This is a genomic window from Vibrio sp. 10N.247.310.24 (assembly GCF_041467175.1).
GTDB classification, from domain to species: domain Bacteria; phylum Pseudomonadota; class Gammaproteobacteria; order Enterobacterales; family Vibrionaceae; genus Vibrio; species Vibrio tasmaniensis_A.
On sequence record NZ_JBFSUD010000015.1, the window covers coordinates 32,869 to 59,378 of the forward strand.

General features: G+C 43.7%; 16 protein-coding genes and 1 pseudogene. 12 read left to right on the plus strand and 5 right to left on the minus strand.

The annotated features are described in order from the left end of the window. Window positions 1–105 precede the first annotated feature (105 nt). Window positions 106–4,173, plus strand: coding sequence for an ATP-dependent RNA helicase HrpA (hrpA, locus tag AB6E08_RS07095; protein WP_372063736.1), 4,068 nt, complete (start codon window positions 106–108; stop codon window positions 4,171–4,173). Window positions 4,174–4,316: 143 nt separating this feature from the next. Then, the gene (locus AB6E08_RS07100) at window positions 4,317–4,811 is read left to right on the plus strand and encodes an outer membrane beta-barrel protein (RefSeq protein ID WP_009847008.1); all 495 of its coding nucleotides are present in this window, start codon (window positions 4,317–4,319) and stop codon (window positions 4,809–4,811) included. Between the two features lie 348 nt (window positions 4,812–5,159). On the opposite strand, the gene AB6E08_RS07105 is transcribed toward AB6E08_RS07100, so the two are convergent. Together AB6E08_RS07105 and AB6E08_RS07110 are read right to left on the minus strand one after the other, a co-directional pair. Next, window positions 5,160–5,936 (minus strand): hypothetical protein, encoded by a 777-nt coding sequence (locus AB6E08_RS07105; RefSeq protein WP_372044118.1) that lies wholly within the window; start codon window positions 5,934–5,936, stop codon window positions 5,160–5,162. Beyond that, window positions 5,857–6,636 carry a hypothetical protein gene (locus AB6E08_RS07110; protein WP_102579977.1) on the minus strand — a complete coding sequence of 260 codons (780 nt, stop codon included), beginning with the start codon at window positions 6,634–6,636 and terminating at the stop codon, window positions 5,857–5,859. Before AB6E08_RS07110 ends, AB6E08_RS07105 begins: the two co-directional genes overlap by 80 nt. A gap of 207 nt (window positions 6,637–6,843) precedes the next feature. Here AB6E08_RS07110 and AB6E08_RS07115 point away from each other — a divergent pair, with 207 nt between their 5' ends. The 7 genes from AB6E08_RS07115 to pheT all read left to right on the plus strand — a co-directional run bounded on the left by AB6E08_RS07115 (window position 6,844) and on the right by pheT (window position 16,686). Next, window positions 6,844–7,026, plus strand: a complete 183-nt coding sequence (locus tag AB6E08_RS07115) for a hypothetical protein (protein WP_372044116.1) — start codon at window positions 6,844–6,846, stop codon at window positions 7,024–7,026. A 223-nt stretch (window positions 7,027–7,249) separates the two neighbouring features. Beyond that, window positions 7,250–8,035, plus strand: coding sequence for a TetR/AcrR family transcriptional regulator (locus AB6E08_RS07120; RefSeq protein ID WP_017099755.1), 786 nt, complete (start codon window positions 7,250–7,252; stop codon window positions 8,033–8,035). 120 nt (window positions 8,036–8,155) lie between these two features. Continuing rightward, window positions 8,156–10,768 (plus strand): RND family transporter, encoded by a 2,613-nt coding sequence (locus tag AB6E08_RS07125; protein WP_372044115.1) that lies wholly within the window; start codon window positions 8,156–8,158, stop codon window positions 10,766–10,768. A gap of 44 nt (window positions 10,769–10,812) precedes the next feature. Beyond that, window positions 10,813–11,634 (plus strand): outer membrane lipoprotein-sorting protein, encoded by an 822-nt coding sequence (locus tag AB6E08_RS07130; RefSeq protein WP_372044114.1) that lies wholly within the window; start codon window positions 10,813–10,815, stop codon window positions 11,632–11,634. Between the two features lie 9 nt (window positions 11,635–11,643). Beyond that, window positions 11,644–12,876, plus strand: a complete 1,233-nt coding sequence (locus AB6E08_RS07135) for a hypothetical protein (protein WP_372044113.1) — start codon at window positions 11,644–11,646, stop codon at window positions 12,874–12,876. A gap of 387 nt (window positions 12,877–13,263) precedes the next feature. Continuing rightward, window positions 13,264–14,247: a phenylalanine--tRNA ligase subunit alpha gene (pheS, locus tag AB6E08_RS07140; protein ID WP_004734764.1), complete on the plus strand. Its 984-nt coding sequence runs from the start codon at window positions 13,264–13,266 to the stop codon at window positions 14,245–14,247. An 18-nt stretch (window positions 14,248–14,265) separates the two neighbouring features. Beyond that, on the plus strand, window positions 14,266–16,686 hold the full coding sequence (gene pheT, locus AB6E08_RS07145; RefSeq protein WP_372063740.1) for a phenylalanine--tRNA ligase subunit beta: 2,421 nt from the start codon (window positions 14,266–14,268) through the stop codon (window positions 16,684–16,686). A 335-nt stretch (window positions 16,687–17,021) separates the two neighbouring features. Here pheT and AB6E08_RS07150 read toward each other — a convergent pair whose 3' ends face one another. Both AB6E08_RS07150 and AB6E08_RS07155 read right to left on the minus strand, forming a co-directional pair. Further along, entirely contained in the window at window positions 17,022–19,160 is a 2,139-nt protein-coding gene (locus tag AB6E08_RS07150; protein WP_372063742.1) for a glycoside hydrolase family 3 N-terminal domain-containing protein, read from the minus strand. 419 nt (window positions 19,161–19,579) lie between these two features. Then, a complete protein-coding gene (locus AB6E08_RS07155) occupies window positions 19,580–21,250 on the minus strand; it encodes a P-loop ATPase, Sll1717 family (protein ID WP_108083334.1) in 1,671 nt (556 codons plus the stop codon). A gap of 414 nt (window positions 21,251–21,664) precedes the next feature. Here AB6E08_RS07155 and AB6E08_RS07160 point away from each other — a divergent pair, with 414 nt between their 5' ends. Further along, a complete protein-coding gene (locus AB6E08_RS07160; protein ID WP_372063744.1) occupies window positions 21,665–22,537 on the plus strand; it encodes an alpha/beta fold hydrolase in 873 nt (290 codons plus the stop codon). A 299-nt stretch (window positions 22,538–22,836) separates the two neighbouring features. Next, window positions 22,837–23,763, plus strand: a complete 927-nt coding sequence (locus tag AB6E08_RS07165) for a hypothetical protein (RefSeq protein ID WP_372063746.1) — start codon at window positions 22,837–22,839, stop codon at window positions 23,761–23,763. Window positions 23,764–23,877: 114 nt separating this feature from the next. On the opposite strand, the gene AB6E08_RS07170 is transcribed toward AB6E08_RS07165, so the two are convergent. Then, window positions 23,878–25,386 carry a DUF3360 domain-containing protein gene (locus AB6E08_RS07170; RefSeq protein ID WP_012604176.1) on the minus strand — a complete coding sequence of 503 codons (1,509 nt, stop codon included), beginning with the start codon at window positions 25,384–25,386 and terminating at the stop codon, window positions 23,878–23,880. A gap of 412 nt (window positions 25,387–25,798) precedes the next feature. On the opposite strand from AB6E08_RS07170, the pseudogene AB6E08_RS07175 reads away from it, so the two are divergent. Beyond that, window positions 25,799–26,250, plus strand: a pseudogene (locus tag AB6E08_RS07175) (hypothetical protein). Window positions 26,251–26,510 lie beyond the last annotated feature (260 nt).

Below are 26,510 nucleotides of genomic sequence, written 5' to 3' on the forward strand. Positions count from 1 at the left end.
TAATCAGCCTGATAGCAAAAGGTTTTCCCTTTGTTGTCAGGCTTTTTTGTTTGAGACTTGTGATATAATCGCGCGAGTTTAATAAGTACAAGAATAGGACACGCTTTGACTTCGTCTCCGGAAAAAGCAGATAACAACAAGAATGCAGCACAGCCAAGTTCTCCACAGAACGAAGCGAAATCAAATAAGCCTGCATCGAACCGACCTGCTGAACAATCAAATACCAAAAAAGCTGAACAATCAGCGACAAAGACAAAATCATCTCAGAATAGTCCAGTATCTCTTCGTAAAGCGCTCCACGAATGTATGATGCGTGATCGCTTCCGTTTGAGTAAGCGAATTACTGGCGCGAGTAAAATCAAGAACGAACAATCTAAGCACGCTGTCTTCGATGAGATTGCGTTAGATATTGCCAAGTCAATGATGACAGCAACTCAGCGTGCTGCGCAGAAACCAACCATCGAATACCCAGAGATTCTCCCAGTAAGCCAAAAGCGCGATGATATTGCGAAAGCCATTGCTGAAAACCAAGTGGTTATCGTGGCGGGTGAAACGGGTTCGGGAAAAACTACTCAGTTACCCAAGATCTGTTCTGAGCTTGGCCGAGGTCGTTTTGGCCTAATTGGTCATACTCAGCCTCGTCGCCTTGCGGCGCGTTCGGTTGCAAACCGTATTGCGGAAGAGATGGAAACGCAGTTGGGTGAATTCGTTGGTTACAAGGTTCGATTCAACGACCAAATTTCTGAAAACACCCAAATCAAATTGATGACCGACGGTATTCTACTGGCGGAAATTCAACACGACCGTTTCTTAAGCCAGTACGACACCATCATTATCGATGAAGCGCACGAACGTAGCCTGAACATCGACTTCATCATGGGTTACTTGAGAGAGCTTCTACCAAAGCGCCCAGACTTGAAAGTGATTATCACGTCGGCGACTATCGATCCTGAGCGTTTTTCGAAGCACTTTAACAACGCACCGATCATCGAAGTGTCAGGCCGTACTTACCCAGTTGATACGCGTTACCGCCCACTAGGTGGTGATGACAGTGATTCAGACCGCGATCAAATTGAAGGCATTTTTGAAGCCGTTGATGAGCTGTGTGATGAAGGCCAGGGCGATATCTTGATCTTCATGAATGGTGAGCGTGAGATTCGTGATACTGCCGACTCTTTAAGTAAACGTAACTTGCGTGACACCGAAATTGTTCCGCTTTACGCACGTCTATCGGCGGGTGAACAGAACCGTATCTTCCAGTCTCATACAGGTCGACGCATCGTTCTGGCAACCAACGTGGCAGAAACCTCGTTAACCGTTCCGGGTATTAAGTATGTCATCGACCCGGGTACGGCGCGTATTAGCCGTTACAGCTACCGTACTAAAGTACAACGCCTACCGATTGAGCCAGTGTCTCAAGCGAGTGCTAACCAGCGTAAAGGTCGTTGTGGTCGTGTTGCTGAAGGTATCTGTATTCGCCTGTACTCTGAGGAAGATTTTGAATCACGCCCAGAGTTTACTGACCCTGAGATTCTTCGTACTAACCTAGCATCGGTTATCCTTCAGATGACAGCGTTAGGCCTAGGCGACATTCAAGCATTCCCATTTGTTGAAGCGCCCGATAAGCGCAATATTCAAGATGGTGTAAGGCTACTTGAAGAGTTGGGTGCGATTGCGACAGTTGAACCGTCAGCGAACAAAAACAAGAACCATGGCGACGATAAGAAGAAGCTAACGGCAATTGGTCGTAAGCTCGCTAAGCTGCCGATTGATCCACGTTTAGCGCGTATGGTGATTGAAGCGCCAAGCAACCGCTGTTTGCACGAAGTAATGGTGATTGCCTCTGCATTGTCGATTCAAGACCCGCGTGAGCGTCCATCAGACAAGCAACAATCATCTGACGATAAGCACAAGCGCTTCTTCGATAAAGAGTCGGACTTCATCACGTTTGTGAACCTTTGGGATTACGTTAAGCAGCAACAAAAAGAGCTGTCGAGTAACCAGTTCCGCAAACAGTGTAAGCAAGATTACCTGAACTATTTACGTATCCGTGAATGGCAAGATGTGTACTTCCAAATTCACCAAGCGATGCGTGAATTGGACACCAAGCTGAATACAGAACCGGGCAGCTACGATGGCATTCACATGTCATTACTATCAGGTCTGCTTTCACACATCGGTATGAAAGACCAAGAGAAGAATGAATATCAAGGTGCTCGTAACGCACGCTTCCATATCTTCCCTGCGTCTGGCTTATTTAAGAAACAGCCTAAGTGGATCATGTCTGCGGAGCTGGTGGAAACCTCAAAACTTTGGGGCCGTGTTATCGCCAAAATTCAGCCTGAATGGATTGAGCCATTAGCGAAACACTTGATTAAGCGTAGCTACAGCGAACCACATTGGTCGAAGAAACAAGCGGCGGTAATGGCTCACGAAAAAGTGATGCTTTACGGAATCCCAATCGTACCTAAGCGCCTTGTGAACTACGGTGCGATTGACGCAACCGTCAGCCGTGAGTTGTTTGTACGTAGCGCACTTGTTGAAGGTGAGTGGGAAACTAAACATGCCTTCTTCAAACAAAACCGTAAGCTTCTACAAGAAGTGGAAGAACTAGAACATAAATCGCGTCGTCGTGACATCTTGATCGACGATGATGAACTGTTCGATTTCTATGACCAGCGTGTGGGTGAAGAGGCAGTTTCAGGACGTCACTTCGACACATGGTGGAAGAAGACCAGCCAGAAAACACCGGAACTGCTTAACTTTGAAAAGTCGATGCTGTTCCGAGGCGATGCTAGCCACGTTACTGATTTGGATTACCCGAACTTCTGGCATCAAAATGGTATCAAGCTGAAGCTGAGCTACCAATTTGAGCCGGGCGACGACAACGATGGTGTAACGGTACACATTCCGCTGCCTATCTTGAACCAAATAGACCAGAACGGTTTTGATTGGCAGATCCCAGGCCTACGTCAGGAATTGGTGATTAGCCTAATTAAGTCACTACCAAAAACGCTACGCCGTAACTTTGTGCCTGCGCCAAACTATGCAGATGCGTTCTTGGCTCGTGTTACGCCGCTTGAAGCTCCACTATTGGATTCCCTTGAGAAAGAGCTGCGCCGTATGACCGGTGTGGAAGTGGTACGTGATGACTGGAAGTTAGACCAGATTCCAGAGCACTTAAAGGTAACATTCCGTGCTGTGGATCATCGCAAGCGCAAACTGAAAGAGCAGAAAGACCTGCATGAGTTGAAAGAAAGCCTGAAAGACAAGGTTCAAGAAACACTTTCTAAAGTGGCAGACGATGACATCGAGCAGCAAAACCTGCATACGTGGAGCTTTGGTGAGTTACCAAAAGTCTACCAACAGAAACGTGGTGGCTATGATGTTAAAGCCTTCCCAGCACTGGTGGACACCAAAGACAGCGTAGAGATCAAATTGTTCGAAACAGAACAAGAGCAGATCACTGCAATGAAATCGGGTCAGCGTCGTTTAATTCTGTTGAACGTACCATCGCCGATCAAATACTTGCACTCGAATTTACCGAACAAATCTAAGCTCGGTTTGTACTTCAACCCATACGGACAGGTGCTCGATCTTATCGATGACTGTATCGCTTGTGGTATTGATAAGCTGATAGAGCAGAAGGGCGGCATAGTTTGGGAGCCAGAGCAGTTTGAAGCTCTAAAAGAACACGTACGTGCAGAGTTAGATGACACAGTTGTTGAGATTGCTCAACAGGTTGAAACCATCTTAACCACGGCATTCGCCATCAGTAAGAAGCTGAAAGGGCGTGTCGATCTTTCAATGGCATTTGCGCTTTCAGACATTAAAGCTCAAATAGAAGGTTTGATTTTTAAGGGGTTTGCCACAGAATGCGGCTGGAAACGCTTGCCGGATATTCTACGCTATATGAAAGCGATAGAGCGCCGAATGGAAAAACTGCCGATTGACCCGAATAAAGATCGCCTTCATATGATCAAAGTGGACTCTGTAATGAATGATTACAAAGAGCTGCTGAATAAAATTCCAAAAGGGATCGCGGTTCCAGAAAATGTAAAAGAGGTGCGTTGGATGATAGAAGAGCTTCGTGTAAGCTTCTTCGCACAGCAACTCGGTACACCTTACCCAGTATCAGATAAGCGTGTTAAAAACGCGATTGATGCTTGCTAAACGAATAAAGCTAGACGCAGTGGCAAGGTTTGGGTATAAATCTTGCTTATTGCATTACTAATTGAATAGTTATTACATACAGGGCGACTTGGTGGCAATTCATTACCACGCAAGGCCTGCCAACAGGACGAAAAAGGTCGAATATGAAAAAAACGTTATTGGCTCTAGCACTGCTAGGTGCATCTTCAACAGCGATGGCTGATTCTTGGTTGTACGGCGGCGCAATGGGCGGTCAAAATTCATTAGGTAATCAAGAAGAGACAGCGATGGGTATCCACGTGGGTACGGGCATCCTTCCATTTATTGGTGTTGAAGCGGGTTACTGGGATCTAGGTTCTTTCGACAGTGTTAAATACGGCAACCAAACACTGACTAAACTAGACGCAAGCACAACTTACCTAGCAATCAAACCAAGCATCGACTTTGGTCCTCTTCACGTATACGCGAAGGGTGGTCTTCACTCTTACGAGCTTAAAGCGAACGGCTTCAAGCAAGACGAAGTTGATATCATGTACGGTGTAGGCGCAGAATACTTCATCTTTGGCCCACTATCTGTAGGCGCTAGCTACCAAAACTTCAACATGAAAGATGACGACTCAGGCGTTTTCTCTCTAAACGCAACTATCCACCTACTGTAATTAATCAGTAAGGCGATCGTAAATGGCGGTCGGATAATTGTTTGATGGGTTTATAATACCAATCGTAGTAAATAACTGTTCATCCTAGCTAGTTAAAACGCTCGATAACTTCGTTAGAAATTTTGATTGTAGAATAACTACTTATCAAAAATTGCTGCCTTGTTCTCAAGCCTTTTTCCGGCGCTATTTATGATCATTTACTTACTGTGATTGGTATAAAAACTCATAAAAAATGCCAGCTTGATAGCTGGCATTTTTGTATCTATTGACTGGGTAATCTTGACGGTATTTTCTGACCGTAGACCGTAGACCGTAGACCGTAGACCGTAGACCGTAGACCGTAGAAGGCTACTTTTTACTGTTTAGAATTTTTTGAATTCTTGGGTTAATCGCTTTGCCGTGTTGGCTTTCGTACTCTTCACGTTTTAAATCGTTCAGGTTCTTTACGGAGTTAGCAGCAAGAAGGAACTGCGGTAATTCAGTTTCTAGCATGCCTTTCTCATCTAAACGTTTTGCTTCCAAATAGTACTTCTTAAACAGACCATCAAGCTTGTTTTCAGCGGTGCGTTTCAAGTCGTACAGCTTGTTTTGGATAAGCCACTTTTCAATGTTGTTAACAGCTGTGCGTGACAACACACGAATACGGCTATCAAGCAGCTCTTCTTCTGTTAATGAATCCTTGAGAATCCAAAGCTCACCCATTTGCGGCGGCCAACTGTTGCCAAGTTGAATACGTTCATGACAGTGCATTAGCACGCGGTTAAGGCCGTCTGAGTCTACAGAGTGTGCAAACTCAAGAAACTTTCCGCTTGGCTCACTACCGTATTGGTATTCCCACTGAGTTTCGTACACGCTCAAGAAAGAACCGAAAACATGGATACACCAATCTGTAAGCTCCAACTCAGCGGGATCTTGGTCAACAACAGGCACTTGTTGAGACGAACCCGTGCTAGCAGCATTGGGTGTCGCTACTTCAGTGCTCTGTGCTTCAATAACTTCAGGTACTACTGAGCCTTTAGAGTCAGGAACAACAGGTGAAGCGGGCTCAGAAGGTTGGCTTTTTGCCTTTTTGAATGAGCTGCTGCCTGAAGCGTTCAGATGGGCTAAGCTTTTGTCGATACCCATTTCCTTGAGCTTGTCCTGCATTTCCTGAATATTGAGAGGTCTTCTGCTGTTGTTGTCTTTCATTTTGCTTCTCGTTAACTAGCCAGTACTGCAGCTTGGATTCAATCCGAGATAGTGGCATTAATTCATTGGCTTTGGCTTTATACCAGAGGACAAATTTCTTCCATACTAAACTATGGTCACCGGTCAAACCGGAGAATTTAAACGCACGTTCTGCCCATGATGGTATCTCTTCTTCGTTGAGATCATGAGTAGATACGGTGTTGCTGTTCATTGAGCCTCGGCCTTGTGGGCGAGGGGCATGCTGCATGTGTTGCATCGGTGCCGGAGCAGGCTGAAACTTGGGTGCAGGTGCAGGTGCAGGTGCAGGTGCCGTAGAGTAGACAGGAATACTGTTGGTCGGTTGAACCTCAACGTGCGCCGTAGCTTGCTCTTGCTCAATGAGCATTTTGAAAACGTGAATCTCTTTTTGATCTCGATAATCTACTTTTATCTTATCGAGAAAACCTTGGTCGACTAAACACTTAAGGCAGTCGGCTAAACCAAACGTAGAGAGAGCACAAAGTTGACCTGCTGTTTGTAAGCACACATTGGTGTAGCCGAATTCGTCAGCACCGTCTGCAAGCATCAATAAAACAAGCTTTTCTGCTGGGCTAGAAGTATTCACTTGCCAAGCTAAATAAGAATATTTGGCGCTCAATATCGTGTTCTCAAAAAAGGTAAGTCGTTGTCACTATTGTAAGTCACCCCTTACCTAATTTATAGCAACTTAGTAGAAAACGGCATTAGTAAGCCAAATATTAACCATAAGGAGAGGTCTGCACCAAAAAGTGAACCTGAACTCACTCATTCTCGTGGTTTACGTACCCCTCCATTCGGCTCGAATAGCTGACTGTCCTAAACCATCATGCTCTATTTAGATGAAGACAGCGTAATGGGCTTGTATTGGTTTCGCCAAACTAAGGCGCTTCTTGCTGTGTTGGTTAGTGATGCCGCGTTGGTTAGTGATGCTGTGTCGGTTATTGATCTTATGTTGGTTACTGATGCTATGCCAGTTAATGACGGCAGGCAGGTGAATAACGCGATGTGATTATTGATGGTTTTCTCATCTATTCATAACGTGAATTTAATTTTATGAAACACCTTGATATGATCAATATTTGCGCTATTATGACGATAAGTCAGAAATGACGAAGCGTCACAAAATGGTTAACTACATGAATTTACTATTCGTGTTAATATATTGGATAGGAGCGTTTTAAATACTGGCGAAGCTTAGATGATAGCTAAGCTCAAATACGGACTGAGAAATTATGTTTGGCTTTGGTTGTAAAGGCGATAAACAAGGTATCTTTGGTTGCAAAGGCGTGTTGTCTAAAAAGCAGCAGTCTATAGCAGACCGAGAAGTAGAATTGATGTTGTTAGCAAAAGATCTGGTTCGAGAACAAGGGTTCGGAAACCTCACGATGGATAGGCTAACGGCAGCAAGTTCTTATTCTAAAGGTACGATATACAATCACTTTTGCAGCAAAGAAGACGTGGTTTTAGCCTTGTGTATTCACTCTTTAAAGACCGAGGCATTAATGTTTGCTCGCTCTGGAGAGTTTGAAGGCAACACACGTGAAAAGATTGTCGCACTGCACGTTGCTTACCGAATCTATGTTCGCATGGAACCGGTACTATCAACCTGTGCGATCATGGCGAAAAGCCCGTGGGTACTAGAGAAAGCGTCTAGTGCACGTGTAACCGAGATGAATGAACTGGAAGAGTTGGTGATTGAACAAGCCGATTCAATGGTAAACCGAGCAGTAGAAGCCGGTGACCTTAAGTTCTCTTCTGGTGTGGGTTCAGATGCCATCGTGTTTGCTAACTGGTCAATCGCATTTGGTTCAAATGCCTTGTCTCAGAACGCATCAAACAGTCATTGTATCAAGCGGTTACAAGACCCGTATTCAGTATTACATAACGCGAACATGCTACTAGACGGCCTAAATTGGCAGCCCCTTTCTAGCGATTGGGATTACCGCAAAACCTGGCGCCGTGTAGAACAAGAACTGTTCAGTGAAGAAGTCGCTTACCTAGAGTCAGTAGGTCGATAATCTTCCATTAAGCACACTCGTGTGGGTTTATTAATAACCATTAGTGACGATTCGTCATAAACTTAAGTTTGCCTAGTGTGGTTTTGGTTTTCTTGAGTGTATGACTAAGAATTGTGTCTTTTGTCAGCTCCGGCTGGCTTTTTAAGACACAACTATGACGAATCGTCACAAATGGAGACTGTGATGGAACATGACAGCCAGAAGCCCAACTTAGCTAATAGCTCTGATTTAATGAGTAACCCTGATTCAACTAGTCACCTCGATCTAGCTAATAACCCCGATTTAGAGAGTCAATCGTCCAACTCAGGTCAACAGGCTCATAATCTAGATAACAGTTGGCACTCAATACCGACCAAGCGTTCGTTTATCGTTTTGCTGGTGGTTTTTTCAATCATCATGCTCTCTGCTCTAGGGGCCAAGAACCTCTACTTTAGAGGGGACTACAACATCTTCTTCGAAGGCACCAACAAACAGTTGATGGCGTTCGACGAAATCCAAACTACCTTTGCGAAAACCGACAACCTCGCGATTGTCGTCGCGCCTGAAGGCGGCAATGTCTTCACCCCAGAAACCCTCACCTTAATTCAAAACCTCACGGTCGATGCGTGGCAGATCCCGTACTCAAGCCGTGTTGATTCGCTGGCCAATTATCAGCATACCGAAGCCGTTGAAGATGACCTCTTAGTGGAAGACCTTCTTTACGAAGAATACGAGCACACACCAGAGCGAATCGCCAAAGTAAAACAGATCGCGCTCAACGAACCACTGCTTAAGAATGCATTGGTGTCGGCCTCTGGCGATGTGACCATTGTTAACGTCACCGTGCAATTGCCTGAAGTGGACAAAACCGCCGAAGTGCAAGAAGTGATCGCGGCCATCAATACTATGATCGCCAAGTACCAAGCCGATTACCCGAGCGTCGAATTCCATAAAGCGGGCATCATTGCCATGAACAACGCGTTTATGATGTCGGCTCAAGAAGACAGCTCAACACTCGTGCCGTTAATGCTGTTGGTGGTATTGGTGTTCCTGACCTTTATGTTGCGCTCGTTCTTTAGCGTGGTGGCTACCTTAGTTGTGATTATCTCTTCGATTGTTGCGACCATGGGTTTGTCTGGCTGGGCAGGGATGTTCCTCAGCACCGCAACGGTCAACGTTCCAACCTTAGTACTAACCCTTGCCGTTGCTGATTGTGTTCACGTGATTGTGACCATGAGACAAGCCATGCAGCGCGGGATGGAGAAAGCACAAGCCATTCAATACAGCATCAAGCTTAATGCGATGCCGATCTTAATTACTTCTGTCACCACCGCGATTGGTTTCTTGATGATGAACATGTCGGATTCTCCAGTATTGCGAGACTTCGGTAACTTGTCGGCATTGGGCGTGCTCATCGCATGTTTCCTCTCTGTGACTATGCTGCCTGCGCTGTTAAAACTATTGCCAGTGAAGACCTTGCCAGCGAACTTATCTACGCAAGGAAAAGGGGCGGCACAAAACAAAGTCACTTTCATGGATAGACTGGGCGACTTTGTGGTGACCAACCGCAAAGCTCTGCTGCCTATTTCGACTCTAGTGATTGTGGGTGCAGCCGCGTTAATTCCATTGAACAAAGTGAATGATGAATCGGTGAAGTATTTCGATACCTCAAGCGAATTCAGACAAGCAGCGGACTTCATGGAACAGACCGTAAGTGGCATGACCACCATCAGCATTGCGGTCAAAACCAACGAGTCTCAAGCGATTGCTGATCCTGTATTCTTACAAGCGATTGGTGACTTTTCCGATTGGCTACGCGTACAACCAGAAACCGACCATGTGGCAACGCTTTCTGATGTTTACATGCGTTTGAACAAGAACATGCACGGCGATGATGACAGTTACTACCAACTGCCACTTAACCGTGAACTTGCCGCGCAATACCTGCTGCTTTACGAAATGTCTTTGCCGTATGGCTTGGACTTGAACAACCAGATCAACGTCGATAAGTCATCGATCAAAATGGTACTCACGGTCGACAACCTAGGCAGTGTGGAATTGGTAGAACTCGAAGAGCGCATTTACTCATGGTTTGCAGCTAATGCACCTCAGTATGAAGTGGTCGCGTCGAGCCCATCACTGATGTTTGCTCACATTGGCGAAACCAACATGGCGAGCATGTTATCAACTTTGCCTATCACCTTAGTGCTTATCTCTGGCCTGATGATCTTCGCATTGCGCTCGGTTCGCTTAGGCATCATCAGCCTAGTGCCAAACATTGCCCCGGCAATTATCGGCTTTGGTTTGTGGGCGTTGATCTCAGGTGAAATCAACTTGGGTTTGTCGGTCGTAGTCACGCTTACATTGGGTATCGTGGTCGATGATGCAGTGCATTTCTTAAGTAAATACCAACGCGCCAGAATGGAAGGGAAATCAGCAGAAGAAGCGGTTCGTTACGCTTTCCACACCGTTGGCCGCGCATTGTGGATCACCACAGTCGTGCTTGTGGCGGGTTTCTCTGTATTGGCGATGTCGAGCTTCAGACTCAATTCCGACATGGGCTTGCTCAGCGCGATTGTGATTTTCATTGCGCTGGTGGTCGACTTCATCTTGCTACCGAGCTTACTGATGATCTTCGACAAACAGACTCACTATGCAGATAAACCTCAGCACGAATCACAATCATCTAAAACAGAGCCATCTAAATCAGCGCAAGCTAGCCCAACGGGTGAACTGACTACTTCAACCAAATAAGGAATCGTCAGCCTGCTGCGGTGGGCTGACTCAAGGAGAAATTTATGAAAAGCGTTAAACAATCATTCGTTACTACATTACTTACTGTCAGCTCATTAAGCGTCGGCACCTTAACAATAGGTACATTCGCAGCTTTCCCTGCATTAGCCGACCCTGCGAAAGGCCTAGAGATTGCCGAGCAACGTAAAACCGTTGATATGGGGTGGGGCGATTCTGTCGCAACCATGGAAATGCTACTTCGCAACAAACAAGGCGAAAGCAGCACACGCCTAATGCGATTGAAATCGTTAGAAGTGGATGACGATGGTGACAAAGGGCTGACGATTTTTGATGAGCCTCGCGACGTAAAAGGCACGGCTTTCTTAAACCATTCACACATCTCTAAATCGGATGACCAATGGTTGTATTTACCTGCGTTGAAGCGTGTAAAACGTATATCTTCACGTAACAAATCGGGCCCGTTTATGGGCAGTGAATTTGCTTACGAGGACTTGAGCTCGTTTGAGCTAGAAAAGTACACCTTCAACTACATTGAAGACGCCAAAATTGAAGGTGTTGATACCTTTGTTTTAGAGCAAGTACCGACCGATAAAAACTCTGGCTACACCATGCAGAAAGTATGGCTAGACCAACAATATTACCGCCCCGTTCAAGTGGAGTTTTACGACCGTAAAGGCGCATTGTTGAAAACCCTGTCATTCCAAGACTACAAACAATACCTAAACCAATACTGGCGCGCGCACACCATGTCGATGCAGAACCACCAAACAGGCAAAAGTACCGTTTTAACCACGACAGATTTAGCCTTCCAAACCGGTCTTAAGGACAAAGATTTCCAGAAAAACACACTGAAACGTGCAAAGTAAGGCAAGAATATGAAAAGGATTGTGTTAACAGGAACGCAGTTATCTTTAACCTTGGCAGCGACTGTTGGGCTTATGCAGGTGTCTTTGCCATGTGTGGCGGCTGGATTTAGCTCTGAGTTCGTAGAACAGGTCACCACGGAACTCGCAGGGCAGGTTAACCTCGAACACAGGCAGTTCTTTAGCAACGGCTTGCAAGGGCAAGATAAAGGGCAAAGCTCACTGGTGTTGCAACCAGAGTTTTATTGGGAGCAACAAGAGGGCAATGGCAGCTTTACCTTCACGCCGTTTTACCGTCTAGACAGTGAAGATGATGAGCGCACCCATGGCGACGTTCGTGAAGCTCTGTATCTCAATTATTGGGACGATTATGAACTGCGCGCAGGTGTTGGCAAGGTGTTCTGGGGTGTCACTGAATCGGCGCACTTGGTGGATGTGGTAAACCAAACCGATGCCATTGAATCGGTCGATGGTGAATCCAAGTTAGGTCAGCCTATGGTGCACTTCACCTCAATCAAAGACTGGGGAACCATCGATGCCATGTTACTGCCGTATTTTCGTGAGCGTACCTTTGCAGGGGAAGACGGTCGATTAAGGCCAACCGTGCCTGTATCGGATGATGCGCTTTACGAATCTTCGAGAGAAGAAAAGCACGTTGATGTCGCGCTGCGCTATAGCCAAATGTACGGTGATTGGGATGTCGGTTTAAGCTACTTAGGCGGCACAAATCGCGACCCTTATTATCGTGTTGAAGGTAATGAGCTCAAGCCGTATTACGCACAAATGCAGCACTTCGGACTCGATGTGCAAGGTATTATTGGTGACTGGTTATGGAAGCTTGAAAGCATTTATCGCGACAGCTACGACAACCACACAGGCGTCGCGACAGGCTTTGAATACACATGGGTTGGGGCGCTTGAATCGTATTGGGACATTGGCTTCATTGCTGAATACTTGTATGACAGCAGAGGTAACAATGCCCAAACCATCGGCCAAAACGATGTGTTCCTCGGGGCTCGCTTCGCCTTGAATGATGAAGACGGCACCGAAGTGCTTACAGGCATCACTCAAGACTTAGACAGCAGCGATGTCTACAGTGCAAAGCTGGAAGCATCAAGCCGAATCAATAACAATCTCAAGTGGCGATTAAACGCTTGGTTGTTTGAGAACGAAACCCCAGAGGATTTGCTGTTCTTCGCTCGCAAGGATGATTTTGTTGAGGTAGCGTTGGAGTACTATTTCTAAAGATTCGCGATTTTGATTCGCCATCTATTTTGCAAACCGATCTCATCAGAAAACCAGGGAGCGATGGCTTCAAACCTCGCTCTTTGGCTTACTTCCTCAGTTCCACTCTCCATATCTATCTGTTGTGAACATCACAGCCTCAGCTAAGGTTCGCCGAATGTAATCAAACTGTCTCACTTGGTGACGTTTATGTATCCGTTTCTCTTTGATTTTGCTGATTTGAATGAATTTCTGATTCCTAACGTTAAATTTGCCGTGTTTTTAGTCAATAACTTGCTCTTTTAACGATTCAATTTGGCATTGGTAGCGTGTTTGATTACTATGTGTAGCTATCTAAAAAAACTAATCATCCGATACGGACACTACCAACTGGTAGATGAGGAAATGATGCAACATCTAGAAGAGATCATTGCTAATGCAACGACTGCTATTGATACAGCAGATTCGTTAGTCGCACTTGATGAAGTGCGAGTTCAGTATTTAGGTAAGAAGGGTGAATTAACTCTTCAACTACAAAGCCTAGGTAAACTTCCACCTGAAGAGCGTCGCACTGCTGGTCAAGAGATCAACAAAGCGAAAGGTGCTGTTCAACAAGCGATCGCAGCTCGCAAAGACGCACTTCAACGTGCAGAGCTTGAAGCGAAACTAGCTGAAGAAACTATCGATGTGAGCCTACCAGGTCGTCGCATTGAGAACGGTGGTCTTCACCCAGTAACTCGCACAGTTGAGCGTATCGAACAGTTCTTTGGTGAGCTTGGCTTTAGCACTGAGTCTGGCCCTGAGATCGAAGATGCATTCCACAACTTTGATGCACTAAACATCGCAGACGATCACCCAGCTCGTACTGATCACGATACTTTCTTCTTCAACCCTGATCTAATGCTACGTACGCACACTTCTGGTGTTCAAATCCGTACGATGGAAAACGGCAAACCGCCTTTCCGCTTCATTGCTCCGGGTCGTGTTTACCGTAACGACTACGATCAAACTCACACGCCAATGTTCCACCAAGTGGAAGGTATGTTAGTTGATGAGAACGTAAACTTTGCACAACTTAAAGGCATTCTTAACGATTTCCTTTGTAACTTCTTTGAAGAAGAAGTTGAAGTGCGTTTCCGCCCTTCATTCTTCCCGTTCACAGAGCCTTCAGCTGAAGTTGACGTGAAACGTAAAGATGGCAAATGGCTAGAAGTTCTAGGCTGTGGCATGGTTCACCCTAACGTACTTCGCTCTGTTGGCATCGACCCTGAGAAATACTCTGGTTTTGCATTCGGTATGGGTGTAGAGCGTCTAACGATGCTTCGTTACGGCGTAAATGACCTTCGTGCGTTCTTCGAGAACGACCTTCGTTTCCTTAAACAATTCAAGTAATCCGGGGCAGTCAAAACTATGAAATTCAGTGAATCTTGGCTACGCGAGTGGGTTAAACCTGCAATTAACAGCGAAGAGCTAGCTCACCAAATCACTATGGCTGGTTTGGAAGTTGACGATGTAGAACCTGTTGCTGGTGAATTCACCGGCGTTAAAGTAGGTAAAGTGGTTGAGTGCGGTCAGCACCCAGACGCAGACAAACTACAAGTAACTAAAATTGATATCGGCGAAGAAGAGCTTTTAGACATCGTATGTGGTGCATCTAACTGTCGTCTTGGCCTAACTGTAGCAGTAGCAACAGTTGGCGCAGTACTTCCTGGTGACTTCAAAATCAAGAAAGCAAAACTACGTGGCGTTCCATCGCACGGCATGCTTTGTTCTTTCTCTGAGCTAGGTATCGACGTAGAGTCTGACGGCATCCTTGAGCTGCCAGAAGGCACAACGCTAGGTATGGACGTACGTGAGCTTCTTGAGCTTAACGACGTAACTATCGACGTAGACCTAACAGCAAACCGCGCAGACTGCTTCAGCATCCGTGGCCTTGCTCGTGAAGTTGGCGTACTAAACCGCGCAGACGTTACAGAGCCAACAGTTGAAGCTGTTGCAACAAGCATTGAAGACACAGTATCTGTTGAAATCAAAGCAACTGATGCTTGTCCACGTTACCTTGGCCGTGTGGTTAAGAACGTAAACGTGAAAGCGGAATCTCCAATCTGGATGCAAGAAAAACTGCGCCGTTGTGGTATCCGTTCAATCGACCCAGTTGTAGACATCACAAACTACGTGATGCTAGAGCAAGGCCAACCAATGCACGCATTTGATCTCGCTAAGATCGAAGGCGGTATCGTGGTTCGTCTAGCAGAGCAGGGCGAAAAGCTAACACTTCTAGATGGCAACGAAGCTGAACTAAACAGCAGCACACTTGTTATCGCTGACCAAAAAAAAGCACTAGCAATCGCTGGTATCTTTGGCGGTCAAGATTCAGGTGTTACTACTGAAACGACTGACGTACTTCTTGAAGCAGCATTCTTCGCACCGGATCACATCCGTGGTCGCGCACGTGCTTACGGCCTTCACACTGATTCTTCTCTACGTTTCGAACGTGGTGTTGATTCAACACTACAAGCAGCAGCAATGGAGCGTGCAACACAGCTTCTAGTTGAAATCTGCGGTGGTGAAGTTGCGCTAGTAAACGGCAGCGAATCTGAAGCTGATCTTCCTAAAGCAAACGTAGTTGCTCTACGTCGCGCTAAGCTAGATAGCCTACTAGGTCACGAAATCCCATCTACAGACATAGTGGAAATTCTTACTCGCCTAGGTTGTGAAGTAGCTGTTGTTGAAGAGAGCGAGAGCACAGACGCAGGTTGGACGGCAACGTCTCCATCTTGGCGTTTTGATATCGCAATCGAGCAAGACCTAATTGAAGAAGTAGGTCGTATCTACGGTTACGATAACATTCCAAACCAAGCGCCTAAAGCGGCACTTAAAATGAATGACCACAAAGAAGCTAACCAACCGCTTAAGCGCGTTCGTGACCTTCTTGTAGACCGTGGCTACCACGAAGCAATCACATACAGCTTCGTAGAACCAGAGCAGCAAAAACTTGTTGTACCTGGTGTTGAGCCGCTAATCCTGCCATTCCCAATCTCTGCGGACATGTCAGCAATGCGTCTTGGCCTAATCCAAGGTCTACTAAACACAGTTGTTCATAACCAGAAGCGTCAACAGTCTCGCGTTCGTCTATTCGAATCAGGCTTACGTTTCATCCCTGAAGCAACGGCTGAAAACGGCATGCGCCAAGAAATGATGCTTGCGGGCGTTATCTCTGGTACTCGTGGCGAAGAGCACTGGGACATTGCAACTAACACTGTAGATTTCTTCGATCTTAAAGGTGACCTAGAAGCCGTTCTTGAGCTTTCTGCAAACGAAATCGCATACAGCTTCAAAGCAGCGAAGCACCCAGCACTTCACCCAGGTCAAACTGCGGCTATCGTAGTAGACGCTGGTTTAGAAACAGAAAGGGAAGTGGGTATCATTGGTACTGTTCACCCAGAACTAGAGCGTAAGTTTGGTCTTAACGGCCGTACTATCGTATTCGAAATCGAATGGGCAGCTATCAACACTCGCGTGCTTCCAGAAGCAGTAGCCGTATCTAAGTTCCCTGCAAACCGTCGTGATATCGCCGTTGTTGTTGACGAAGCAGTAGCTTCTGGCGACATCGTTGAAGCGTGTATCGCTGCGGGTGGCGAATTCCTAACAGGCGCTAAACTGTTCGACGTATACGTTGGTCAAGGCGTTGAAGAAGGTAAGAAGAGCCTAGCAATTGCACTTAGCCTACAGTCTGTAGAGCGCACACTTGAAGATGCAGACATCGCTGGTTCAGTAGATGCTATCGTAGCTTCAATCTCAGAGAAATTCGGCGCAGCACTTCGCGACTAATTTCTTCTGATAGAGTGAAAACCAAAGGCCTCGCATTGCGAGGCCTTTTTTGTTTTGATAGAAAATAAATAGTAAGCAATTTAGTGAAAGGCTGCTAGGGTTTAATTTGCAACTTCATGTTATTTGAGTAAAGGACTGGGACTCTACTACTTGTCATATTAAATTAATCATAAAGACTTATATGGGTTTGGATTCACTCACATTTAAGTTCATGAAAAATTTACCACAGTACCTTACCGCTAATCGCACCTGACGGACAGAAAATCAAAGACATAAAAATTGCTAGGTCCTTGGTTTAAGTAATTATTTGAAATAATATTACCTGCACTTGAGGTTTAAGGGAGGAATGACATAAGGTTAACAAGTTGCTTGTCTAGCCATACCAGAAAATCAAATAGCTTTTTTACCATAGTTGTTTGTACTTGATAATCTGATGATGTTACAAATTCGCTAAAATCCCCTGGGCTGGCAGCTAAAATCGGTAATGAAAAAGAGCATATTATTAATAGAGCTACTAAGCCTTTTCGCTTATAGTAATTTTTACTAACGATTGCTTCCTTCCAAAAAGCTTTCCTGCTAATTGTTTCCTCATGGCTTTTTGCATGACAAGAAAATATACTAAGAGATATAAATGTTACAAAAATCAAAGATAGAATTATAAAGACATATACTAATATGTTGTTTTTTTGAGTAGCCAAATTCTTTTCAGATAATTCTTTTGCTAACTTACCATCATCTATATTTGATGCTATTTTTTTTCTGTCATCAAGCTTAAATATAGCTCCTGAACCTATCTCAATTGGTGAGTTATGAAGTTTTCTTGGTTCAATGATCCCTTTTAAGATAAGAGCTAGTGGTCGTGTGGAGTGTGGTGCATCGTCAAAGTTACTGATAACTTGAAAGTGTAGTAAGGTTTCAGTTTTGATTGGCATCGTTGTTCCGTGTACGGAAATTAGTACTCGATTGGAATCAATGTTATTAAATCGTAATGAGTCTAAAATATTAAATGAATCTAAGTTTGATACAAGAAAAACAAGATAGTTACCATCCTTAACTAATTCGGATATATCCATACCTATTTTTGATATTTGACTTTTTGATTTGGAATGTTTTGATTTAAATGAAGATAAAGTTTTGTATTCAATTAGTCCATCTTCACTAATTATATTTTTCATTTCCGGAAAGTATTTTTCTTCCCCAACTATAAATATCTTGTTTGATGACTCAACATCATCTATAAAATTATAATTATTTGTTTCATTGGAAGAGCTTAGCTTTAATGTGCCAGCTTCTAAAACTGCCATAAACCTATTATTAATATCGTCTATATCTTTTCCAGTAACATTAGCTTTTATAGGCTTAGATACTGATTCTTTCATAGATAATACTTTTTCTAGAGAAGACTTAATTCTCTTTAACCCTTGGTCACTTTTACTATAATTTGCCAGTTCATCGATCGACTCTTTTACATCATCCACTGTGAAATTATTGTTACTATGATGTTCGAGGTGACTGATTAGGATGATGTCATGGCCTGCTTCAAAAGCGCTAATTACTAGCTTTGCGTTGTTTAACTTTGACTTGTTTTTATAGTCGTTAATAGAGCGCATGTTTGATATGTCATCGGTCATGATGACTCTATTTCTAATTAGGCTAAGTGATTCGTTGTCAATTAGAGTCTGTAAGCTTTTTTTGCTTACGGTTAGAGGTCTATATGATTTATTTAAATATAGGTGTGAAGTCATTACTCCTGAAATTATATTTATAGTGTTTTTAAAAGGTAGTAAGTTGCTGATGATTGTTTCACTAGTCGCATTTATTCCGACTTCATTTGTATAGTGTGGATTACTTTGAGCAAACCTATATCCTGGGAAGTGTTTTGCTATAACAGCTATATTATGGTTTTTAGCTCCTCGGATAAATTCAGAAGCTATGATAGAAATTATTTTTTCAGAGCCACCAAAGCTTCTATTTCTCAAGGTAGTGTTTCTCACACCTTGAGTATTGACATCTTTATCAAAGACAGGACCAAGGAGCATGTTAACTCCCACACTCTTTAGTTGTTTTCCAGCATCATTTCCAACGTCATAAGCAACTTTAGTCGAATTGTTTGCTGTAATTGTCATTGCACTAGGTGGGGGAACTAAAGGAAATCTTATGGATGAAAATCTATAGCTTTCAAAATCTGCAGCAAACAACAAATTGTTTCCGTCACGGTGCATTCCTCTAACTGACTCCGTAAAGTCTCTAATAATCTGGAGGGCTTTATCTCTGCTATCAGTTTCAGATAGGCTTTTCGCTGGTAGATTGTATGCATTGAGCATAATACCGCCAACGTTTAAGTTGAGCAGCTCTTGAGTTTTTCTGTTAGTTCTAAAGTTATTGTAATCTGCAATGATTCCTGTCACTAGAAGTTGAGCAACTGAGTTTTTTATTCCATGTTGGTCAATGTAGGCATCAGCTAGTGGTGTCAAAGACTCTTTAGGAGTTGCGATGGCTTGGGGGATTGTTGGTAACAGTAGGAAACTGAGGAATAAAAGGAATCGATGCATCCGCGTTTTTTCTTAATTTATTATTAATATAGACAGATAGTATCTTATCATATGAATTTAAAAACCTATATGAATAACTAATAAATGATAATTTACTCAATTAATAACTTTGTTAGGCAGAGTTTGTTCGGTTGTAATAGTTAGGATAAATATAATGTGGTAATTGTTGCTTTTAATTGTAAATTTATGGTCTATTGATAAATCAAACTCAAGGTTTTTCTAGGTGTTGGATTGTACTTATGCTCAGTGTTTCTGGTTATTCTTTATAAATATGTGCTATTCAGCCACAAGCGTTCGTAATTAAAACATGACATCAACTATAGCTCGTGGCAAATGTTACATTAATGATATTCTTCTTCGGACTCTATCGATTCAAATCTTTCGGAACCTGTTACTTCGATATCTAATGAGCGATATAGCATTTTGTGTACTTTGATTTGAGAGGCTCGTCTAACTTCCCCTCGACTTACGGTACTTTGGTCAAAGAAAGACCACATAAATGTGCTTAATGCACTGATTTTTATTCCAATAGCGCCAACCCGATAAAGACAAATTAGAATTTTGTTTAAAATCTCTGTTTGCTTAATATCTCCCGTGTTATCAAAGTACTCTTTGGCTGCAAGTACGCAAGGGTCATCCGTTTGTTGGTCATAAAGATCCGTAATTATATGTTCTAGTCGTGCATCAGAAAGGTCGGACCGTTTAAAAGACGTTTGCAATCCTCTTACGATCTCAATCGTTTCGTCAAATGAAGGGTAGACTTCGCCCCATTCTTCTTTGAGTGACTTTAATCGTTTTTCTGAGTACTGAGCTTCGGCTGCATAAATTGATCGCCAAGAAATTCGTTCTCTTCCATATGAAACTTTAAAGCACTCATTTATAAATTGAAGAGCATCTCTCGGACGAAAAAGTGTGCGTTCCATAATAAAGTCAATCGCTAATTGACCTCCTCCCTTTGTAGCAGATGGGAATATGTCTTTGAATGCAACTTCTTCATTAGTGTACTGGCGCTTAAAAACTTCTTTGACGCGTCTTTCTACCAACTCAGTTAATTCATCTCGCGTCCACTGTATTGGCAATATATACGATTCATACTTTTCTTCTTGGAAACCGGCTCCACGTGTTTTATCAAATACCAAATCTAATAAATCCTTACGCATTGCAGCAATGATTTTAATGTTTTCAATTTTCCTAAAAATCTTTATTTCTTCTATTAGAGCTCTAATGAATTTACACCTTGTAAGCGTATTGGCCCAACTTTCATCAAGTTGGTCAATCACGAGGTAAAACTTTTGTTGAGAGTCATTGAATGAGTGTTCAGCGATCAGGTCTAACATCTCATTTAACTTTTTTATTTGAAGACTGCTTACTACTTGACTTGCTCTTTGTTTTATCTCTGTCTTTTGTTCGTCGGAGAGTTTTTCAGCCCCACTAACACTAAAAGAGATGCTTTTGTACTTTGCACCTAAATTGGCTTTAGTATCATTTTCTAGCTTCTGAGTGATTACTTTCAAATGTTCGTCAGTGTCTAACCAAAACTTGTCACCCCATTCTCTGAAGTATTCAATAGCTTTTTTCTTAACCGTGTCTCTACGGAAGTAATCGCTAATGCTGTCAAAGAAATTGCGGTTATCATTTTCATTTTTTATATTGTATCGAAGCTTCAATAATTCAACTATAAGGATATGCCGCCATAATAGGCGGTAGAAAAGATCTAGGTTAACGTCTAAAGTATCGAGGAATTGGATTATATCTGAATGCTCTAAAAATCTAACTGATATATCATTGGGATCTATTTGCTTTGATTTTTCGGCCAACTGAGATATTTTATAAATCAGAGCGCTTTTACCTGCGCCAGTTCGTCCTAATACTATAGATAACGGGTCTCTCACGTCCATTAACTGACTTATATAGCCTTTATCTATAAAACACGTTTCTAGTAGACTGGTATCAGTTTCAGCATCAAGGTCACCAACTTTTAAGTTGTTTTTAATGATTATTGGATTTGCCAAGTGTTATTCCTTAACCTTATGTTGTCGTTGTATCTTTTATGATTACACTATTCCCTTAAATTAGTAGGGTCAAACTGCTAGGTTAGGTAATGAGACAGACAACTGAAATTATTTGATCTTTGCTTCTCATAATTGTCGAGCATGGCACTTTAATATGCGTCCGCCACTGACGATAAAGTTAATATTTCTAAGGTTTACTATATGTTCCCTTTTGTTGTAACTGAATCGAGTATTAAACTAGTCGTGATATGGTTTGGGACAACGAATTAACTGTTAACCAAAGACGTTTTCTTCCCCCAACTTAGTTATTGCTATAGGTCTACTTGACCCGACTACAGCTTCACACTTTATAGTGACTATATTGATTGAGAGGGACGCTTTCTGTGTTCCGTCTAAAGTAAGTAGAGAGACACTATGAAACGTTTAATTCGAAACATCACACTCTTGGTATTTATGACACTTGGTAGCTTTAATGCCATGGCTAATGATTCAACGGTTAAGTATGGTATTGCGATATCTCACGATGGTGAGCAAATTGCGTATGGCAAAAGTGGGAGTGGGGATACAGCGTTGATCTTCATTCACGGCTGGAGCTTAGACAGGAGGCTTTGGCAAAACCAAGTGAGTGAGTTTTCAAAGCAGTATCCAGTGATCACCATGGACTTAGCAGGGCACGGTAACTCGTCATTCAACCGCGAAGAGTACACCATGGTTGCGTTCGCTGAAGACATCAAAGCAGTCATCGAGAAAGAACAACTCGAATCCGTCATCTTAGTCGGCCATTCCATGGCGGGTGGCGTAATTGCAGAAGCCGCTAAACTGATGCCAAAAAGAGTGAAGGGCATTATTGGTGTCGATACATCGCAAAACGTCGCACTAGCCGTTTCACAAAGCGACCTAGATGCAATGACCAAACCGTTTGAAGCAGACTTCCAAGCGGGCATTACTGCGTTCGTGAAAGACTCGCTACCAAAAGACGTAGACGCGGATTTACTTTACTGGGTAACGCAAGACATGGCCTCAGCACCGCCAGCTATCGCGATAAACCAGTTCCGCCATTATCTAGGCCAATACGTGACACGCGAAGCCCACCGCGTGTATGAGAACGTGAATGTACCAGTAATATTGGTTAACGCTCGCCTATGGCCAACGGATTCAGAAGCGAACAAAAAACACATTAAGGATTACAGCATTTACTACATTGAAGACTCAGGCCACTTCCCAATGCTAGAGCAACCTGAGCAGTTCAACACAACGTTGATGAAAGCGGTTAAGTCAGTGAAGTAGGGCGCCGTAGTTGTTAAATGATAGATGTAATCGTTGATAGATAAAACTAAGGCCTCGCGTTTGCGAGGCCTTTTTGGTAGTTGGAGGTTTTGCTAGCTACATTCATTTCAATTTGCGAGTAATGATCGCATCGTTCATTCGTTTATGGTCCTTAAACGGCGGCCTCATAGTTATATAAATGCTCTATCAACCATCCCTAGATATGTAATCAGCATCACTGTTATTAGTAAGGGCTGACCGAATCTAGTAGGTGTTTTCTACTGATAATCACTTTAACTATGTGTTTAGGACGTTCTGCTATGGCTAAGAAAATAATATTCATTCATGGTCGCGCTCAAAAGCCCGATAAAGATTCCCTTCAAGCACTTTGGTACGAGGCTATAGAACATGGCTTACAGCGAGATTGTGAAGACTCAGGTTCATTACAAGCTTTTAAAGATGTCGATAAACGGTTTGTCTACTACGGAGAACTATCAAACACATTGTTAGAGAAACCAACGGAAGACCCTGCAAGTCGACAGCAAGCGTTGTCTGAACTCAAAAAGTACAAGACAAGTCAGTTCAATAAAACAACGTATAACAAGGTATCTAAAATTGGTTTTCTAAAAGAGGCGTTAGCAGATACTTTTTCATCGTTATTTGGAAAGCTGGGTATGGCTGAGACACTGATAACGAAGGTCGCGCCGGACATGGCGCATTATTGGAATGAAGATACCTATTTTGGTAGCGATGTCAGACATAGGCTAATGGTTGAACTGAAGGAAGCACTTGATAATCAAGATGATGTGATGATTGTATCGCACAGTCTCGGGTCGATGATCAGTTATGACGTGTTATGGAAGTTGTCTCATTACGGAGAGTATAGACACGACTATGGTGCGGATAAGAAGGTCAACTTATTGCTGACGCTCGGGTCACCGTTAGGCGATGAAAACGTAAAAGATAGGCTAAAAGGGAGTCGCTTGAAAGATGAGAAGAAGTACCCTTTAAACATTCAGCAATGGATAAACATATCGGCAGAAGATGATTTTATCTCTCATGACAGCAAAATTAAAAATGACTTCAAAGATATGCTCAAACTGGATCTGATACCCGGTGGAATGAAAGATATCCACCCAATTTATAATCTCAATATTCGTAACGAAAAAAGCAATCCGCACGCTTCCATCGGTTATCTCATCAACCCCCAATTCATCGCAATATTGGATGAATGGCTCTCTAGTTGATTTGGTTTGCCATCGTCAATTGTTAGCTGCTTGTTCGTTGGAACGCAGATAAAACAAGACCTCGCGTGTGCGAGGCCTTTTTGTGTTCCAGCTAAAACTAAATATTAATCGAGCTTAACGAAAGCTTGGGATAATCGCTGGAATCCCCGGTAGAAGGCCAACCAACGCCATTACACCACTTAGCACAATAAACATAATGCCAGGCAACACCCAACGGCTCATTTTACTAAGCTCACTACTACGTTCTTTACAACCGACTAAGCCTAAGTTATCCAATAGCATGGTGAGAGCCCAACCAAATGCAGGGTTAACGAGCGCTGAAGAAAATACAACAATCGCTGCTGATTGTGTGGTTTTCCCTTCACGCGTCATTTCCATTCCAGCTTCTAGCAATGGCACAAATACCCCAACAATCAGTGCTACACACAATACAGGTTGCCAGATAGCTAAATCCATTGGGTAACCCCAAACTGCGGCGATGATACAGAACAGAGCTGTGAGCAATGCGCCGGCAGGAATAGGGCGTTTAGCAATCGCCGCTGGTACGATGTAAGTACCCCATGAAGACGTAAAGTTAGTACCACCGAGCAGAGAACCGAACGTTTGGCGAATTGAAGCCGTGGTCATGGTGTCGTCAATGTTCATGTGTACTTTCTCGGTACGTTCTGGATAGCTGATTTTTTGAAACACTTGATGGCCTAAGAAATCTGGCGACCACATCGCCACGGCTAGAATTGCAAACGGCAATACCACCATGAAGTGTTCAATCGTCGGTAGGCCTAACATCCAGCCTGTATCTTCTCCCCACCAATACATAGGGTTCATGTTAGGCAAACCTGGCTCTGTGTGGAAAGCAAATGGGGCACCCATGGCAAATGCAATCGTACCACCCAGTAAACAACTAAGAGGTACGGCTAACCAACGTTTGCGGAAGTGTTCCAATAACGCGTACAAGATAATGGTGCAAAAGATGACGACAAACGCGATGTGGCTCATGCCAATTCCTTCAGCCCAAGCGAACAGCTTTTTCACTTGAGAAGCGGTTCCAACAAAGCCAAGGTAGAGCAATAATCCGCCACATACGCCTTTACTGGTGAGGTTGGCCAACATACTGCCACCTTTACTGATGGCTAAGATTAGGCCAAAAGCGCCAATCAGCAATCCAAACGCCATAGGGTGTCCGCCTGCTGCAACCACAATCGGAATTAAAGGAATGAGTGGGCCGTGTGTACCTGCGAGGTTCGCGGTCGGCAACAGGAAGCCAGAGAAAATAATAATGAAAACAGAGGCGATGAGGAGTTCATAACGAACGTTTTCTAGAATGAAGTCTTCATTTAATCCGAGAGCCCCAGCAAAGGTGGCTGCAATAGCGCCCACCATAACCACTTTACCAATGGTCGCCGCCATCGCTGGGATGGCGTCTTCTATCTCAAATCGATAATCTTTAAACGGCAAATTTGGACGCCAGCGCTTAGGCGACATGATTTGCAATTCGTGTTCTAGATACTGTTCTCGGGAATCAAATTCCGATCTTGGTTTATGTTGTTGTTCATAGGTGAGTTCATCCTCATGGACTTGAGGCTTCTCTGTTTGTATATGTGCGGACTCTAAAGTAGTGCTCATTTTGATTCCTTTCGTTCACACTCTGAGGTGTGTTATTCCAACAAACGTTGTTGACTCACGGCATGAAGTGAAAACAATGCGTCAACTTATCATTAAAAATTCATTAACATTTAGTTGTTAGTACCTTATACCAAACCAAAAAAAACAAATAGACTCAGTCGGTTAGACATTAGTCGTAGAGTCGGACGACTAGTATTAGACCCTGTAGATAGTATGTGTCTGTTTATTTGTAGGCGATGAGCTTTATTGGTAATAAATGAATATCTAACAAGAAATGCTTGGCGTTAAAGCATCAGATAGCATCCATCGATGAGTGGTTTCTGGGGTAACGTTTTTGGTTAAAAACTATTGATAATAATTCTCATTACGTTGCCTTGTGGGCTCAAACACACTCATTGTTGCGGAGACCAACATGGAACACTCGGATATTACTCAACTGCTTATTCCAAAGAGCGATTGGGCATCGCCTGATCTCTTTCTCTATGAAGGGGAAGACAAACTTCATCTGAGCTTAGAAGGCGCAATTCAATACAGTGGATTGAACAGCATTGGTGGCGTGGTGCTCAAGATGCTTTTGAGTACACATGCCGCGCACTGCGTGATAGGCGCTATTGCTGTGATACCACATTGCACCATCCAGCAGCGCAAACCGGACAACGTGGTCAGTTCTTGTTTACGCTTCGCTTGAATGAACAGTCTATGGTGATGACGCCAGCAGACGGGCTTCCAAGAAAGAGCTATTTTGAGGCCGACAGACACGCACAAGAAGGTCGAGAGGCAGCATTGAGATGGCGCGATGAGAAGATCAACTTCGCCAATACGCTCTTGAGCTTGTCGCCAGAAGAGTGCTTACGCGTGTTGTAACTCTTTGTTCTCACTTACAGGATGAGTTAAAAAACACAATGAACAACAAGAGGTCGCTCGCTTTCAAGTGGGCGACCTTTTTTGTATCAAGCGCTCGTGGAAACCAGATTCCTAGTCGCGCTTAGGCTTGCTGGAATGACTCACTTTTAGTTTAGTGCGGTAGTCTAAAGTCTATGAGTTTCAGCAATCAACTTAAGCTGCCCGATCTCAATCCGCGACACATTTAGGCACGCAGGTGGTGCAGTTTTCAAAGCATTACA

Coding starts and splice junctions, on each gene's coding strand:
- AB6E08_RS07100 (WP_009847008.1), top strand. CDS start 4,317: ATGAAAAAAACGTTATTGGCTCTAGCACTGCTAGGTGCATCTTCAACA.
- AB6E08_RS07105 (WP_372044118.1), bottom strand. CDS start 5,936: ATGGGTATCGACAAAAGCTTAGCCCATCTGAACGCTTCAGGCAGCAGC.
- AB6E08_RS07115 (WP_372044116.1), top strand. CDS start 6,844: ATGCTCTATTTAGATGAAGACAGCGTAATGGGCTTGTATTGGTTTCGC.
- AB6E08_RS07120 (WP_017099755.1), top strand. CDS start 7,250: ATGTTTGGCTTTGGTTGTAAAGGCGATAAACAAGGTATCTTTGGTTGC.
- AB6E08_RS07130 (WP_372044114.1), top strand. CDS start 10,813: ATGAAAAGCGTTAAACAATCATTCGTTACTACATTACTTACTGTCAGC.
- AB6E08_RS07135 (WP_372044113.1), top strand. CDS start 11,644: ATGAAAAGGATTGTGTTAACAGGAACGCAGTTATCTTTAACCTTGGCA.
- pheS (WP_004734764.1), top strand. CDS start 13,264: ATGCAACATCTAGAAGAGATCATTGCTAATGCAACGACTGCTATTGAT.
- pheT (WP_372063740.1), top strand. CDS start 14,266: ATGAAATTCAGTGAATCTTGGCTACGCGAGTGGGTTAAACCTGCAATT.
- AB6E08_RS07160 (WP_372063744.1), top strand. CDS start 21,665: ATGAAACGTTTAATTCGAAACATCACACTCTTGGTATTTATGACACTT.
- AB6E08_RS07165 (WP_372063746.1), top strand. CDS start 22,837: ATGGCTAAGAAAATAATATTCATTCATGGTCGCGCTCAAAAGCCCGAT.
- AB6E08_RS07170 (WP_012604176.1), bottom strand. CDS start 25,386: ATGAGCACTACTTTAGAGTCCGCACATATACAAACAGAGAAGCCTCAA.